The sequence below is a fragment of the Pseudomonas sp. HP_12 genome, from assembly GCF_055283955.1.
Genome location: NZ_JBTOQG010000018.1, coordinates 36,466 through 52,444 on the forward strand (window position 1 = coordinate 36,466; position 15,979 = coordinate 52,444).

General features: G+C 59.0%; 12 protein-coding genes. 7 read left to right on the forward strand and 5 right to left on the reverse strand.

Going from position 1 to position 15,979, the window contains the following annotated elements; translation table 11 throughout:
• Positions 1-160: 160 nt before the first annotated feature.
• Complete coding sequence (gene radA / locus ACYASU_RS14050) at positions 161-1,528, forward strand: DNA repair protein RadA (protein ID WP_463583145.1); 1,368 nt, start codon at positions 161-163, stop codon at positions 1,526-1,528.
• 12 nt (positions 1,529-1,540) lie between these two features.
• Here the strand turns inward: radA and ACYASU_RS14055 are convergent, their stop codons facing one another.
• Entirely contained in the window at positions 1,541-1,909 is a 369-nt protein-coding gene (locus ACYASU_RS14055; RefSeq protein ID WP_463583146.1) for a PilZ domain-containing protein, read from the reverse strand.
• Positions 1,910-2,062: 153 nt separating this feature from the next.
• On the opposite strand from ACYASU_RS14055, the gene ACYASU_RS14060 reads away from it, so the two are divergent.
• The 5 genes from ACYASU_RS14060 to ACYASU_RS14080 all read left to right on the forward strand — a co-directional run bounded on the left by ACYASU_RS14060 (position 2,063) and on the right by ACYASU_RS14080 (position 7,475).
• Positions 2,063-4,132: a carbon starvation CstA family protein gene (locus ACYASU_RS14060; RefSeq protein ID WP_192173254.1), complete on the forward strand. Its 2,070-nt coding sequence runs from the start codon at positions 2,063-2,065 to the stop codon at positions 4,130-4,132.
• Between the two features lie 26 nt (positions 4,133-4,158).
• Complete coding sequence (locus tag ACYASU_RS14065) at positions 4,159-4,356, forward strand: YbdD/YjiX family protein (protein WP_065987541.1); 198 nt, start codon at positions 4,159-4,161, stop codon at positions 4,354-4,356.
• Between the two features lie 133 nt (positions 4,357-4,489).
• Positions 4,490-5,461, forward strand: a complete 972-nt coding sequence (gene yjiA / locus ACYASU_RS14070; RefSeq protein WP_463583147.1) for a GTPase — start codon at positions 4,490-4,492, stop codon at positions 5,459-5,461.
• A 153-nt stretch (positions 5,462-5,614) separates the two neighbouring features.
• Positions 5,615-6,565, forward strand: coding sequence for a hypothetical protein (locus ACYASU_RS14075; protein WP_463583148.1), 951 nt, complete (start codon positions 5,615-5,617; stop codon positions 6,563-6,565).
• 523 nt (positions 6,566-7,088) lie between these two features.
• Positions 7,089-7,475, forward strand: coding sequence for a hypothetical protein (locus ACYASU_RS14080; RefSeq protein ID WP_463583149.1), 387 nt, complete (start codon positions 7,089-7,091; stop codon positions 7,473-7,475).
• 152 nt (positions 7,476-7,627) lie between these two features.
• Here ACYASU_RS14080 and glyA read toward each other — a convergent pair whose 3' ends face one another.
• Both glyA and ACYASU_RS14090 read right to left on the reverse strand, forming a co-directional pair.
• Entirely contained in the window at positions 7,628-8,881 is a 1,254-nt protein-coding gene (glyA, locus tag ACYASU_RS14085) for a serine hydroxymethyltransferase (RefSeq protein ID WP_192173251.1), read from the reverse strand.
• 167 nt (positions 8,882-9,048) lie between these two features.
• Positions 9,049-12,870 (reverse strand): sensor domain-containing protein, encoded by a 3,822-nt coding sequence (locus ACYASU_RS14090; RefSeq protein ID WP_463583158.1) that lies wholly within the window; start codon positions 12,868-12,870, stop codon positions 9,049-9,051.
• Between the two features lie 414 nt (positions 12,871-13,284).
• Between ACYASU_RS14090 and ettA the strand changes: the two genes are divergently transcribed.
• Positions 13,285-14,949 (forward strand): energy-dependent translational throttle protein EttA, encoded by a 1,665-nt coding sequence (gene ettA, locus ACYASU_RS14095; RefSeq protein ID WP_463583150.1) that lies wholly within the window; start codon positions 13,285-13,287, stop codon positions 14,947-14,949.
• Positions 14,950-15,023: 74 nt separating this feature from the next.
• On the opposite strand, the gene ACYASU_RS14100 is transcribed toward ettA, so the two are convergent.
• Positions 15,024-15,518: a GreA/GreB family elongation factor gene (locus ACYASU_RS14100; RefSeq protein WP_463583151.1), complete on the reverse strand. Its 495-nt coding sequence runs from the start codon at positions 15,516-15,518 to the stop codon at positions 15,024-15,026.
• 85 nt (positions 15,519-15,603) lie between these two features.
• Positions 15,604-15,963 carry a hypothetical protein gene (locus ACYASU_RS14105; protein ID WP_282369669.1) on the reverse strand — a complete coding sequence of 120 codons (360 nt, stop codon included), beginning with the start codon at positions 15,961-15,963 and terminating at the stop codon, positions 15,604-15,606.
• Positions 15,964-15,979: the final 16 nt, after the last annotated feature.

Here is a 15,979-nt window from a genome sequence, read left to right on the forward strand (position 1 = left end):
GTGTAAGTCAGCTACCTGCATCTCGCTTAATCCATGCAATCGACCGGGTCCGTCCCGGTTAGTTTTATTTAATCCTCCAAAAGCGTGCGTGCCCGATGGCGCTGCCACCGGCGGTTTGACGCATCGGGTATGATTGCCCTCTTTTTACATCGGGGGTGTCATGGCCAAGGCCAAACGCATGTACGGCTGCACCGAGTGCGGTTCGACGTTTCCCAAATGGGCCGGCCAGTGCAGCGAATGCGGTGCCTGGAATACCCTCGTTGAAACCGTGATCGACAACAGTACGGCGGCTGCGCCCAGCGGTCGTTCCGGCTGGACCGGCCAGCAGGCGCAGATTAAAACCCTGGCGGAAGTCAGTGTTGAAGAAATCCCGCGTTTTTCCACCAACTCCAGTGAGCTGGACCGCGTTCTCGGCGGCGGCCTGGTGGATGGCTCTGTGGTGTTGATTGGCGGCGACCCCGGCATCGGCAAATCGACCATTCTGTTGCAGACCCTCTGCGCCATCGCCGAGCGCATGCCGGCGCTGTACGTCACTGGCGAAGAGTCGCAGCAGCAGGTCGCGATGCGTGCCCGTCGGCTTGGCTTGCCCCAGGACAAACTGCGGGTCATGACCGAGACCTGCATCGAAACCATCATTGCCACGGCGCGCATCGAGCAGCCGAAGGTCATGGTGATCGACTCGATCCAGACCATCTTCACCGAACAGCTGCAATCAGCGCCCGGCGGCGTATCCCAGGTTCGCGAGAGTGCCGCGTTGCTGGTGCGATACGCCAAGCAGAGCGGCACCGCGATCTTTCTGGTCGGCCACGTCACCAAAGAAGGCGCGCTGGCCGGGCCTCGGGTGCTGGAGCACATGGTCGACACCGTGCTGTATTTCGAAGGCGAGTCCGATGGCCGCCTGCGTCTGCTGCGCGCGGTGAAAAATCGCTTCGGCGCCGTCAACGAATTGGGCGTCTTCGGCATGACCGACAAGGGCCTGAAAGAGGTCTCGAACCCTTCGGCGATCTTTCTCACACGAGCGCAGGAAGAAGTCGCGGGCAGCGTAGTCATGGCCACGTGGGAGGGCACCCGGCCGATGCTGGTCGAAGTGCAGGCGCTGGTCGATGACAGCCACCTTTCCAACCCGCGTCGCGTGACCTTGGGTCTTGATCAAAACCGCCTCGCCATGCTGCTGGCGGTACTGCACCGCCACGGCGGCATCCCCACCCATGACCAGGATGTGTTTCTCAACGTCGTGGGCGGGGTGAAAGTGCTGGAAACCGCTTCCGACCTGGCCTTGATGGCCGCCGTCATGTCCAGCCTGCGCAACCGTGCGCTGCCGGGCGACTTGCTGGTGTTTGGCGAAGTAGGCTTGTCCGGCGAAGTGCGCCCTGTGCCGAGCGGTCAGGAGCGACTCAAGGAAGCGGCCAAGCACGGCTTCAAACGCGCCATCGTGCCCAAGGGCAACGCCCCGAAAGAGTCGCCGCCGGGCCTGACGGTGATTGGCGTGACTCGCCTGGATCAAGCACTGGACGCGTTGTTCGAGTAAGGGCAGCGCGTTCTATAGATGTATGAGTGCGCCCAGCTCACGCTCCAGTTCATCGTGATCGGCAATATTGAGTTCGATCAGTCGGCGCAGGTGCGTCACTGAATCGAGCTCGATGTGCTTGCAGACAAACCCCAGGTGATTGTGATCATCGTGGGTCAGCAGCACTTCCATCACGACATCAATACCGTCCTGCAACTCAATGTCGACCATGAAGCGTTCATCGGGATCGCCCTCCCAGGGTGACGGCTTTTCGATCAGCAGCCCCTTGAGCGACAGGTCGATCAGCTGAACCGTCCAGGTCTTGCCGCCTTGTGTGAGTCTCGTTTTCGCGTCGAATGCAACACGTTTGAAGCGACGACGTTCATTGTGGTTCTCGGTCATTACGCTACTACTCCTTCAGCGCCTGAAGCGCCCGCTGCGTTGACTATAGGACAAATATCGCGCTAGACCATCGTGGGGGTAGCCTTTCGCTCCGGCGGCGCTAAACTCCGCTTGCTGAACAACAATAAGTCCACTCAGTTGGAAACAAAAAAAATGAAAAACAATAATGGTCTGCTGCGCCACGTGCCCTGGCTGATTGTTGCGATCCTTGGGGCCTGGGCTCTGGGAGTGGTTGCATTGCGTCGCGGGGAGGCGATCAATGCACTCTGGATTGTGGTCGCCGCAGTGGCCATTTATCTGGTCGCTTATCGCTACTACAGCCTGTTCATCGCAACCAAGGTCATGCAACTCGACCCGACCCGGGCCACCCCCGCGGTGCTCAAGAACGACGGGCTCGACTACGTTCCCACCAATAAACACATTCTCTTCGGTCACCACTTCGCTGCCATTGCCGGCGCCGGTCCGCTGGTCGGTCCGGTGCTCGCCGCGCAGATGGGCTATCTGCCCGGCACGCTGTGGCTGATCGCCGGCGTCGTGCTGGCGGGTGCGGTTCAGGACTTCATGATCCTGTTCCTTTCCACGCGCCGTAACGGTCGCTCCCTGGGCGACATGGTCCGCGAAGAGATGGGCCGGATTCCCGGCACCATCGCGTTGTTCGGCTGTTTCCTGATCATGATCATCATCCTCGCGGTGCTGGCGCTGATCGTCGTCAAGGCGCTGGCCGAGAGCCCATGGGGCATGTTCACGGTCATGGCGACGATTCCGATCGCGATGTTCATGGGCATCTACATGCGCTTCATCCGCCCGGGCCGTATCGGCGAAATCTCGGTGGTGGGCGTCGTGCTGTTGCTGCTGTCGATCTGGGTCGGTGGCCTTGTGGCAGCGAGCCCTGAGTGGGCGCCGATGTTCACCTTCACTGGCGTGCAGATCACCTGGATGCTGGTCGGTTACGGTTTTGTCGCAGCCATGCTGCCGGTCTGGCTGGTGTTGGCGCCTCGCGACTACCTGTCCACATTCCTGAAAATCGGCACCATCATCGCGCTGGCGATCGGCATCCTGATTCTTGCGCCTGAGCTGAAAATGCCTGCGCTGACGCAGTTCACCGACGGCACCGGTCCGGTCTGGAAAGGCACCCTGTTCCCGTTCCTGTTCATCACCATCGCCTGTGGCGCCGTCTCCGGTTTCCACGCGCTGATTTCGTCGGGCACCACGCCGAAGCTGCTGGATAACGAAGTCAACGCCCGTTACATCGGTTACGGCGGCATGCTCATGGAATCGTTCGTGGCGATCATGGCCATGGTCGCGGCCTCGGTCATTGAGCCAGGCGTGTACTTCGCGATGAACAGCCCGGCGGCCATCGTCGGCTCCGACGTCGCTTCGGTCGCGCAGATGGTCAGCAGTTGGGGTTTCCTCATCACACCGGATCAATTGACCGCTGTGGCGAAGGACATCGGCGAAAACACCGTGCTGGCCCGTGCCGGTGGTGCACCGACCCTGGCAGTGGGTATCGCGCAGATCCTGCACCAGGCCTTCCCGGGTCAGAACACTATGGCGTTCTGGTACCACTTCGCGATTCTGTTTGAAGCGCTGTTCATCCTGACGGCAGTCGATGCCGGTACCCGTGCCGGCCGCTTCATGCTTCAGGACCTGCTGGGCAGTTTCGTCCCTGCGCTGAAACGCACCGAGTCCTGGACCGCCAACGCCATCGGTACCGGTGGTTGCGTCGCGCTGTGGGGGTATCTGCTGTATCAAGGCGTGATCGATCCGCTGGGCGGGATCAACACGTTGTGGCCACTGTTCGGTATCTCCAACCAGATGCTCGCGGGTATCGCGCTGATGCTGGCGACGGTCGTGCTGATCAAAATGAAGCGTCAGCAGTACGTCTGGGTCACCATCCTGCCGGCTTCATGGCTGCTGATCTGCACCGTGACCGCGGGCTTCATCAAACTGTTCGACCCGAGCCCTGCGGTAGGCTTCCTGGCGCTGGCGAAGAAATACAGCGCGGCGGCAGACGCCGGTCAGGTGCTGGCCCCGGCCAAGACCATGGATCAAATGCAGCATGTGATCTTCAACGCCTACACCAACGCCACTCTGACCACGCTGTTCCTGTTCGTGGTCCTGAGCATTCTGTTCTATGCGTTGAAAGTCGGTCGGGCGGCGTGGGTCAAGAAAGAGCGTACCGACAAGGAATCGCCGTTCCAGGCTTTCCCGGAAACCCATTGAGTGCGCTGTAACGCGAGGAGCTGCCTATGTTCAACGATCTGAGTCGCCTGGGTAAGTATCTCGGTCAGGCCGCTCGCCTCATGGTGGGCATGCCGGATTACGACAACTACGTTGAGCATATGCAGAAGACTCACCCGGACAAGCCGGTGATGTCCTACGAAGCGTTCTTTCGGGAACGCCAGGACGCACGCTACGGCGGGAAGGGCGGGCCCAAGTGTTGCTAATGATGTGACCCATGGGTCATGTAGGAGTGAGCTTGCTCGCGATGCGTTAATTCAGTCGCCGCTGTACTGACTGATATTTCGAATCGCCAGCAACCTCACTCCTGTTTTTTTTCAGCGAATCGAGGTCTTTTTTTTGTTCACACCTATCCCCGTCACGATCCTCAGCGGCTTTCTCGGCGCCGGCAAAACCACTCTGCTGCGCCATCTGCTCAAAGAAGAGCACGGCCTGAAGATCGCCGTGATCGAGAACGAATTCAGTGACGCCGGCGTCGACACCCAGTTGCTGGGCGACGAGCCCGTGCAGGTGATGACCCTGTCCAACGGCTGCGTCTGCTGCACCATTCACACCGACCTCACCAAAGCGCTGTATCTGCTGCTGGAACGCCTCGACAGTGGCGAGATTGCCTTCGATCGGCTGGTCATCGAATGCACCGGCCTGGCAGACCCCGCACCGGTGGCGCAGACCTTCTTCATCGACGAGGAGCTGCGCGAGCGCTACATCCTCGACGGCATCATCACGCTGGTTGACGCGGCCCACGCCGACACGCACCTGGAGCAGACCATCGCCCAGGCGCAGATCGGCTTTGCAGATCGTCTGCTGGTGAGCAAGACCGATCTGGTGGATGAGGCGGCCTTCAACGCACTAAGCGAGCGACTAACCCGCATCAACCGACGTGCGCCGATCCGTGTGGTCGAGCACGGCAAGATCGACCTCGCCGAACTGCTGGATGTGCGCGGCTTCAACCTGAACGCTGACATCGGGGGGATGACACTGCGCCCGGCGGCTCCGGCAGGCCGCTCCATCGACCGCATCAGCAGCCTGGTCCTGCGCAGTGACCAGCCGCTGGATATCGACAAGCTCAGCACCTTCATGAACGAGCTGCTGGAAGAGCACGGCAAACAACTGCTGCGCTACAAAGGCGTGCTGAATATCGCCGGCGAAGACCGCAAGCTGGTGTTTCAGGGGGTGTTGAAGCTGTACGGGTTTGATTTCGATGTGGAGTGGGCGGATGGCGAAACGCGCGAAAGCGTGATCGTGTTCATTGCCGATGAACTGCCGGAAGAGAAGATCCGGGCGGGGTTTGCAAGCGTTGCTGCAGATTAGATATCGCGTGCGGGAATGGTCCGTAAGACGTGCTATGCCGCCTGCGTAGGACCGTTCCGAATCGTACTTTCAACCCCCCTCCCTACGCTTCTAAACCCTACATCCCGTCCCTATCCTTGCTGGATCTGAAGTCAAGCAAGGACGGGCAGCCTCATGTCCAAGCCCTACGTGTTCATCAATGACCGCATACAAACCTACTTCACGCTCAAAGCTCGGGTCGGCGGCAGCGCAAAGTTTGATGTGCTGAATGCGCACATTCGCAATGTGGTGGTTATGCCGGGCCAGCTGGTGATTGTCAGCGACGGTTCGATGGGCAGCCTCACGGCAGAAGAAACCGAGCTGATGAACCTGGCGCGGAACGTCCATCGACAGGTTAAAGGCTCGGGCAGCGAACTGATCAAGAACTACGACCTGATGCAGAACATGCTCAGTTACGGATCGCTGGGCGTCGGCGCCGCCACAGGCAGTTGGAGTAAACACCTTAACGGCGTGCAGAAAACCCTCGAAGAAATCGAGCGGCTGTACAAGTTGTCGCTGGCACGCGGCACGCCCATCGCCCGGCAGGAATTCATCAATCAACGGCGAGTGCTATTTGCCAGGCTGGATGTTCAGCTGGAAGGTATCGCCCGCTGGGGGACCGGGTTGACTAAAAAAGGCCCACTGAAAAAGATGCTGGGGCTATCGACCAAGAGTTATCTGCGCACCGGGGAGATACAGGGGTACGCCACGCGAATTGCGAAGATCGCCAAAGTGGCGAAGTTGTTGAAGCATGGGACGCCAGTGGGCATTGGGCTGAACGCAATTTCAGCGGGCCTTGAGGTAAAGGAAGCTTGCTCTGTGGGCAGGACGGAAACGTGCACAAAAGCCAAATATACAGAAAGCGGGAAATTTATTTATGGCGTTGCCGGAGGGATTGTGGGTGGCTCCTTAGGAGCCTCAACACTCACTCCAATCTGCATCGTCGTGATGGGAGCTTTGACAGGAGGGGTCGGTGCGCTTGGGTGCGGCATCGCAACCAGCGCACTAGGGGGATACGCTGGGGGGCTGATAGGTGAAAGCATCGGGAAATATCAGGGAGAGCTAATCTACGAGTGGATTCCGTAATGCATTCCATAGCCTTGGGCATATCGAGTCTTATTCTATTTTTTTCGATGTGGATCAACATCGTACTAATGGCGTGGTTTACCTACAGAAACATAGAGTCTCTCGAACACCAATTATCTGACTGCAGGTGCATCAGGGACTTCCGAAATATCTGGCAAGGCGGGTTTATAGGCAGGCACATGAGATTCAATATGGTAATGATGGTTATTACCTTCCCAAACGCCATGTACCGGCGAGGCGATACGACTAAAGACGCTCACAAGCGCATTTCCCTTCGCCTGAAGCGCTGCATATGGGGGATCTATGTTTTTCTCTACATCAATGGTTTCTGCCTCGCCCTGTTGGGCTACTTGATAAAAGTGTCACAAGAGTCCGCAATCTGACAGTCATACATCCGAATCTATGTCGCTCCGGGATATACGGCTGCATTAGGTTGCGGAATTATTGCCGGCGGGGCTTTAGCTTACGGATGCGGCGCCTTGGGCGAAATAGTCGATGAGTCGTTTGGGGAGGTGGTCTACGAATGGCTGCCTTGATCTCTTACAACGTAGCGGTATGGTTGGGGTTCATTGATTTCGTTTTGACCTTAATTCACCTGGTCTCGTCTTATATCTTTTTCCTGAAATACATGGAGCGCATTGAAGATTATCTTTCTGATATCGAAATGATCGGTCTGCATGCAGACTATTACGGTGATACAAGGCTGGGGCGAAGAATGCGTGAGTCGTTTATAACCATGATTTTGGTTATGCCGGGAGCCTTTAAAAGGCAGGAAGTCATTCCCCTGTACAAGCTTCAGAAGCTTCCACGGCACTTTCGGTTTTGGATAAAGTTTTTCTTTTATTCGGCGTTAATTCTTTTCGGTGCACTCGGGCTGATTTGCTTGCGTCTGAAAATGGGGCGGCCATAGACAGTGCTTTCTTGAAGATCACCGAAACCCTCATCCTGTCTGTTCCCGATGATTCTTACCCCATAGGCTTCGGTAGAGGAGTAAATGGGAAGACCAACTCCCAACAAAAAGCCCGGCTAACAAGCCGGGCTTTTCACATCACGCAACCGCTATCAAGCGCCGTAAACCGGCAGCTTGGCGCAGATGGCCTGGACCTTCTCACGTACGGCGTTGATCACCGCTTCGTTGTTCAGGTCTGCCAGGATGTCGCAGATCCAGCCGGCCAGTTCCTTGCACTCTGCTTCCTTGAAGCCGCGAGTGGTCACGGCCGGAGTGCCAAAGCGCAGGCCGGAGGTGACGAACGGGGAGCGTGGATCGTTTGGCACCGAGTTCTTGTTCACGGTGATAAACGCTTTGCCCAATGCGGCATCGGCGTCTTTGCCGGAGATGTCCTGCTTGATCAGCGACAGCAGGAACAGGTGGTTTTCAGTACCGCCGGAGACCACGTCGAAACCGCGCTCGATGAACACGCCGGCCATGGCCTTGGCATTTTTCACCACTTGTTCCTGGTAGGTCTTGAACTCAGGCTGCAGTGCTTCCTTGAAGCAGATCGCCTTGGCGGCGATGACGTGCTCCAGAGGACCGCCCTGGCCACCCGGGAAGACAGCAGAGTTCAGCTTCTTCTCGATGTCGGCGTTGGCGCGCGCCAGGATCAGGCCACCGCGCGGGCCGCGCAGGGTTTTGTGGGTGGTGGTGGTAACGACGTCAGCGAACGGAACCGGGTTTGGGTAAACGCCTGCAGCGACCAGACCGGCTACGTGGGCCATGTCGACGAACAGGTAGGCGCCGACTTTGTCAGCGATAGCGCGGAAACGCGGGAAGTCGAGGATCTGCGAGTAGGCAGAGAAACCGGCGACAATCATCTTCGGCTTGTGCTCGACGGCCAGACGCTCGACTTCGTCGTAATCGATCAGGCCGTTGCCGTCGATGCCGTACTGAACGGCGTTATACAGCTTGCCCGACGAAGAAACGCTGGCGCCGTGGGTCAGGTGACCGCCGTGGGCCAGGCTCATGCCAAGGATGGTGTCGCCAGCATTGAGCAGCGCCAGATATACCGCGCTGTTGGCTTGGGAGCCTGCGTGTGGCTGGACGTTGGCGTAATCGGCGCCGAACAGTTGTTTGGCGCGATCAATGGCCAGTTGCTCGACGATGTCGACGTATTCGCAGCCACCGTAGTAACGCTTGCCTGGGTAGCCTTCAGCGTATTTGTTGGTGAGAACCGAGCCCTGGGCTTCCATGACCGCCGGGCTGGTGTAGTTCTCCGAGGCGATCAGCTCGATGTGATCTTCCTGACGCTTGGCTTCCTGTTCCATGGCGGCGTACAGGTCGGCGTCGTACTTGGCGATGGTCAAATTGCGGCTGAACATGGCGGTCCTCGGGGATCGGGCAGTAGAAAAGGGGGGCATTCTAACCCATCAGGTTTTATCTGGCATATGAAAGCGGGTCATGTGCGTGATGAGCGCTGTGCAAGGCTAAAGCCTGGCTGCAAGCTTCAAGCTGGATGCGCCGCGGCTTTGCTTGTAGCTTGCCGCTGCTAATCAAGCATAAACAGCGCGTCGTTGCTGAACTGCGCTTCGAACCGCGTCGCCGGCATGGGGCGGCCGAACAGGTAGCCCTGAACTTCGTCGCAGCCATGTTCACGCAGAAACTCCAGCTGCTCGTGGGTTTCCACGCCCTCGGCAATCACCGACAGATTGAGGCTATGGGCCATGGCGATGATTGCCCGGGCGATTTGCGCGTCCTGTTCGCCGGACGGCAGGCCATCGACGAACGTGCGATCGATCTTCAACACGTCGATGGGGAACTGCTTCAGGTAATTCAGCGACGAGTAGCCGGTGCCGAAGTCATCGACTGCGATGCTCAGGCCCAGCCGCTTGAGCCCGGCCAGAATCTGCATGGCTTCGCTCACCTCGCGCATCAGGATGCTCTCGGTCAGTTCCAGCTCGAGACAGGCGGGCGGCAGGCCGATTTCCTGCAGAATACTGGCGATGCGCGTGCCCAACTGGCCGTCCGAAAACTGCCGTGCAGAAATGTTGACCGACACCTTCGGCACGCGGACCCGCGCCAGATGCCACTCGCGCAACTGGCGGCACGCCTCCTTGAGCACCCACTCGCCGACTTCGACCACCAGCCCGAGCTCCTCGAGCACCGGGATGAATTCCACCGGTGGCACCAGGCCGCGACGCGGGTGACGCCATCGCAGCAAGGCCTCGGCGCCGGTCAGACGTTTGCCGTCGCCACTGAACTGCGGTTGGTAATACAGCGTGAACTCGCCCTGCTCCAAGGCATGGCGCAGGTCACTTTCCAGCTCCAGACGCTCAAGGGCGGTGGCGTTCATGTCGGCCTGATAAAACTGGAAGTTGTTCTTGCCGCGTTCCTTGGCGTGGTACATCGCCGTGTCGGCGTTCTTCATCAACTGGCTGAGTTCGTTACCATCCTGCGGGCTCAGCGCGATGCCGATACTGGCCGTGACGAAGAACTCGCGGCCCTCCAGCACGAAGGGTTTCACCAGGCTGGCAAGAATCTGTTCGGCCACATGAATCGCCCGGTTCAGCGCGGCCTGTTGGGTGGGGCGAGGTTGCAGCAGTAGGGTGAATTCGTCGCCGCCCATGCGCGCAACAGTGTCGTCTTCGTCAACGCATCCAAGCAGGCGCAAGGCCATTTCCTTGAGCATGCGGTCGCCGGCGGCGTGGCCCAACGAATCGTTGATCGGCTTGAAGCGATCGAGGTCGAGGAACATCAACACCACCCACGTGTGTTGACGCTCGGCATGTTGCAGCGCGCTGTGCAAACGGTCCTGAAATAGCGTGCGGTTGGGTAGATGCGTCAGTGCGTCGTAATAAGCCAGCCGATGGATGCGCTGCTCGCTCGCCTTGCGCTCGCTGATATCGCTGAAGAAGCACACATAGCTGGCCAGGTCACCTTCATCGTCGAGCACGGCGGTAATCCCGACCCATGCCGGGTAGTGCTCGCCGTCGCGACGCTTGAGCCACAATTCACCCTCCCAACTGCCGCGCTGGCTCAGCTGTTTGAGGATGTAACCCAGGTGCGCTGCCTGCTGATTTTCGACGGTCAGCATCATCGGCAGTTGATCCAGCACCTGCGACACGGCGTAGCCACTGACCCGCGTAAAGGCGTCGTTGGCCTGCACGATATAACCCGCAGGGTCAGTGATCAGAATGGCCGACGTCGAGTGTTCGAATACCGTGGCCGCCATGCGCAGGTCTTTTTCGGCGCGCCGCTGCTGACTGACATCACGTGCTACGCCCAGAACGCCTTCAAAAGTTCCGGATTCATCCCACACCAGAACCAGGCGCAGCTCCACAGGAATCTTGCGGCCATCCGCGCGCAGGCAATCGAACAGGAACAATTGCGTAGGGATCTCGCTGCGCAGGTCCGCCAGCGCTTCGGGCTTTTTCAGCGCTTTACTGATCCGCTGCAGCAGTGCATAAAAGCCGCTGAGCTGCTGCGGGTTGGCGATGATCGCCTTCCAGCCATTCTGCAGAATCCACTCGGCGCTGTAACCCAGCACCGTATTGACCGAGGGGCTGATGTAGTTGGCCAGCAAAAGGCGATCGGTCGAGAAAATGACGTCGCTGATGCTCTCTGCCAGCATCCGGTAACGCTGCTCGCTTTCGCGCAGGGACTGGCTGGCGTCCACTTGATCGGTGATGTCCTTGGCGACGCCGACAATGCGTCGGATCTGGCCGTCATTGTCCGCCGCCAGCGCCTGTTCACGGATCTCGAAACGACGCCAGTCGCCGTGCCGGGCGCGAAACCGTAACTGGCACTGGATCAGGTCTATGCGACCGTGTTCAGTGCGTGCAAGGCGCAACTGTTCATACGCACCGATATCGTCCGGGTGCAGCAGCGTTTCCCAGAAGTGCTCGCCCATCTCATCCAGCTCGGCCGCCTCATAGCCCAGGGCGACGCCCAGGTTATGGTTGCTGTAAATGATCCGCCGCGTCACCGCATCCAGAACGCAAAGATAATCCGGGACGGTACGCACGACATCCGACCAGAACTGCTCCCGCTCCTGCAACGACAGCTCGGCCTGCTTGCGGTTGGTGAAATCGCTGATGCTGAGAATGACGGCATTCAAGTCTTCGAGCTGCTCGGGCAGGCGCATGACCAGCCACACGTGTTGGTCACCGCCCTGCGCACCAGGGAGCAGAATTTCGAGCTCCAGCTGACGTTGCCCGTCGAGGACGGCCTGGAGTATCTGCAGACCGATGCCGTTTCGAGCGCGAGGGCAACCTTCGATCAGTTGCTGCCAGACATGCTGTGCCGATTCTGCGCGCAACAGTTGAGCGGCGACCTGATTGACCTCGGTGATGCGCAACTGCTGAAGCAGGCCGCTGATTTGCTCGGGCTGGCTGATCAGGCGCGCGTTCAGTTCTTCGCCGCTGTTCACTTGCAGGTGCCTGAGATGAGCCGGCAGACCGGAGAGGTCCAGTACGCATAGCGCAACGCCGGTGCCTTCAAATATGTCTTTGTAGCGGCGACGGCTTTGATGCAACTGAAGTTGGCGGCGGCGCAGGCTGCGCAGCGCAAACAACGGAATGATCGAACAGAACAGGGCGAGCAGGCATTTCCCGATCAGCGGGAAGAGCAGCGTCTGGCGGGCTTTCTGCGGGTCGAACAAGCCGCGCAGTTGCCAGTCGCTGTGGGCCAGGGGTTGCAGCAGCACTGTCTGCAATTGACGCTCGGTGGACTGATCGGCATCAAGCAGGTTTTTGTAGAGGGGGCGGCGATTGCTGATGTCTTCCAACAGCCAGACGGGCTGGTAATCCAGATCGCTCTGGCGGGTCAGGGATTTCAGTAGTTCAGGCCTAAGCCGCAGCGCCCAGTAGCGTTCATTGCCGGCGCCGGGCTGACGGATGAACAGATAGAACGTCGCGGCGCCCGGGTCGTTGGCATAAAAGTGTGTTTGGCCCTGAATGACCGAATGCATCTGGGTCAAAAAGCCTACGTCACGGGTCTCGCCATCGCTGTCGGCGGTGACATTCCCATCGCTGTCGAGCCAGACCAGGCTTTTCACTGCTGGCATGGACTGACGCAGACTCGCCAGCACTGCCGCTGATTCGTCTGCGGATTGCGAAGGGTCGCGTGCTCCGTCCAGCACATTCAGCGCGACCTGCGCGTTGAGGGCCATGTTCAGGCTCAACCGGTCGGCGAGCTGCACGCTGTAGTCGATGCTGCGCTTGTGCTGACGTTCCTGAGACTGCTGGAACTGTTCGATCATCTGCCATAACAACAGCATCAACATCATCAGGACCAGGACCGCGAGCGCACCTCTGAGCACGCCTCGCAAAGGCACGGTCGTTGCGCTATCGGATGGGCGCAGGGGTGAGATGGGGGTCGGTTTGAGCAAACTGTGATCCTGACTACTGGACTGAATCAACATGTGCGAAACGCACTATAAGCCCGGTGCGCAAAAGGCGGCTAGCATGCCACCGAGCTGTGGCTAAGTGCCAGCGCTAATGGGCCGGACGGTTTGCCCTGTTGCGTGCATTCGGGTAGCTTTGCGCCACGCGCGACGCGCCGGTTTCTGCACGGCATGCTTGCATGATTCAAAAGGCCTGCAAGCATTGCTCCAGCTTTAATACCGGCCCTCGGAAGTTTGTCCCTGCCGCGCCGGTCTGGCTCTGATCAATTCAAGGCCCGGAATCGCGCTACGGCAAGTTGCGGCGCGAAGATAAACGCATTTTTTCCGACGCAGCACCAAGCTCGCGCCTTTATTCACAGTCTCACTCCAGGTTTTCATTCCATGGCTCAATACGTTTTTACCATGCATCGGCTGAGCAAAGTTGTTCCGCCGAAGCGGGAAATCCTGAAAAACATCTCCCTCTCGTTTTTCCCCGGCGCCAAGATCGGCGTCCTCGGCCTCAACGGTTCGGGTAAATCCACACTGCTGAAAATCATGGCCGGCGTCGACACCGAGTTTGACGGCGAAGCGCGCCCGATGCCTGAGCTGAACATCGGCTACTTGCCGCAAGAGCCGCAGCTCGACCCGACCAAGACCGTACGTGAAGTGGTCGAAGAAGCGGTCAGCGTCATCAAGGACGCTCAAGCGCGTCTGGACGAAGTCTATGCCGCTTACGCCGAGCCGGACGCTGATTTCGACAAGCTGGCGGCCGAACAGGCCAAGCTCGAGTCGATCCTGCAGGCCAGCGATGGCCACAACCTTGAGCGCCAGCTGGAAGTCGCCGCCGATGCGCTGCGTCTGCCAGCCTGGGATGCCAAGGTCGAACACCTGTCCGGTGGTGAGAAACGCCGCGTGGCTCTGTGCCGCCTGTTGCTGTCCGCCCCCGACATGCTGCTGCTCGACGAACCGACCAACCACCTGGACGCCGATTCCGTCGCCTGGCTCGAGCATTTCCTGCACGACTTCCCGGGCACCGTGGTTGCGATCACGCACGACCGGTACTTCCTCGACAACGTCGCCGGCTGGATCCTGGAACTCGACCGCGGCGCCGGCATTCCGTACGAAGGCAACTATTCCGGCTGGCTTGAAGCCAAGTCCGACCGTCTGGCGGCCGAATCCAAGCAGCAGTCGGCCCATGAAAAGGCCATGAAAGAAGAGCTCGAGTGGGTCCGTAAAGGTGCCAAGGCGCGCCAGTCGAAATCCAAGGCCCGTCTGCAACGCTTCGAAGAGCTTCAGTCTCAGGAATTCCAGAAGCGCAGCGAAACCAACGAGATCTACATCCCGGCCGGTCCGCGTCTGGGCGACAAGGTCATCGAATTCAAAAACGTCACCAAGGGCTATGGCAATCGCGTGCTGATCGACAACCTGTCGTTCTCCATGCCTAAAGGCGCCATCGTGGGTGTGATCGGCGGTAACGGCGCCGGTAAGTCGACATTGTTCCGCATGCTGATGGGTAAGGAGCAACCCGACTCTGGCTCCATCGAAGTCGGCGAGACCGTGCAACTGGCGTGCGTCGATCAGAGCCGCGACGATCTGGACGGCAGCAAGACCGTGTTCGCGCAGATTTCCGACGGTTCCGATCAGATCAAGATCGGCAACTACGAAATCCCTTCGCGCACCTATGTCGGCCGTTTCAACTTCAAGGGCGGCGATCAGCAGAAGTTCGTGAAGGACCTGTCTGGCGGTGAGCGCGGTCGTCTGCACCTGGCGCTGACGTTGAAGGAGGGTGGCAACGTCCTGCTGCTCGACGAACCGTCAAACGATCTCGACGTTGAAACCCTGCGTTCCCTCGAAGAAGCCCTGTTGGACTTCCCGGGCGCCGCCATTGTGATCTCTCACGATCGGTGGTTCCTTGACCGCGTGGCGACTCACATCCTCGCGTACGAAGACGATTCCCAAGCCGTGTTCTTCGAAGGCAACTACACCGAATACGAAGCCGATCGCAAGAAACGCCTCGGCGATGCAGCCGCTCAGCCGCACCGCGTGCGTCACAAGAAACTGGCCTGATTCGGGTTGGTGGCATAAAAAACGGAGCCTTCGGGCTCCGTTTTTTGTGTCTGGCCGATTGTCAGTCGAGTGAGTCAGTCCCCGGCCTCAATGCGTATGACCTCAATGACTGCATCGCCGACCGGCCGCTGCCAGGTGACTTCGTCTCCGACCTTGGCGCCCAGCAATGCCTTGCCCAGCGGCGACGCCCAGTTGATCAATTGACTGCCCGCATCGGCCTGATCCTCGCCGACCAACTGCACGCGTTGTTCGACATTGTCCTCGTCGGCAAAAGTTACCCAGCTGCCAATCTGAACCTTGTCATCTGACGCGCTGCTGACCACTTGGGCGCTCTGCAGGCGCTGGTTGAAATAACGCAGGTCGCGTTCGATTTCGGCCATGCGCTGTTTGTCTGCCTCATCACCTTGGGCGTTCTGTTCGCTGTATTGCGCTTGCAGTTGCTCAACCTGATCGTGCAATTGATCAAGGCCGCGCTGCGTGACGTAATTGGTCTGGACGCTGATCTGCCGTTCAACCGGCGGGTCGATTTGCGCGGCGGCGTTGTCTTCGTTGACGAAGGCGCGACTCATGGCGGGGCTCCTGTTCATGGCTTAGTAACATTGGGGCATGGTGGGTGCCCGATAGTTTCACCCGTTATGCAGACGCAACTGGCGTTCAATGAGAGCGGTAGGCTTTGGCGGCGTCCTGGGTCCTTTGATGGTCCCAGTCGCGGTCGCGGTCATTCCAGATGCTGTCGCGGCCCTGATCCTGAACATTGCTGTTGGCAAGTTGGGCCTGGCACTGACGAAATCCGTCTGACCAGCCTTGTGCGTACAAGGTGTCACGCAGATAGCGAGGCACGTCCTTTTTGAATTGCCCTTTGATCACGTCGATGGACTGCCGCCCGCTTCCGCACCCATCCTGAAAACCGTCAGCGAATGCCGGTGGGTAACCTTCGGCCAATAGCTGGTCGTGGGTAGACTGACATCCGGCGACAACGACAACGCACCACAGCACAACCCATCGCGCATTCATTTTGATTTCCTCACTG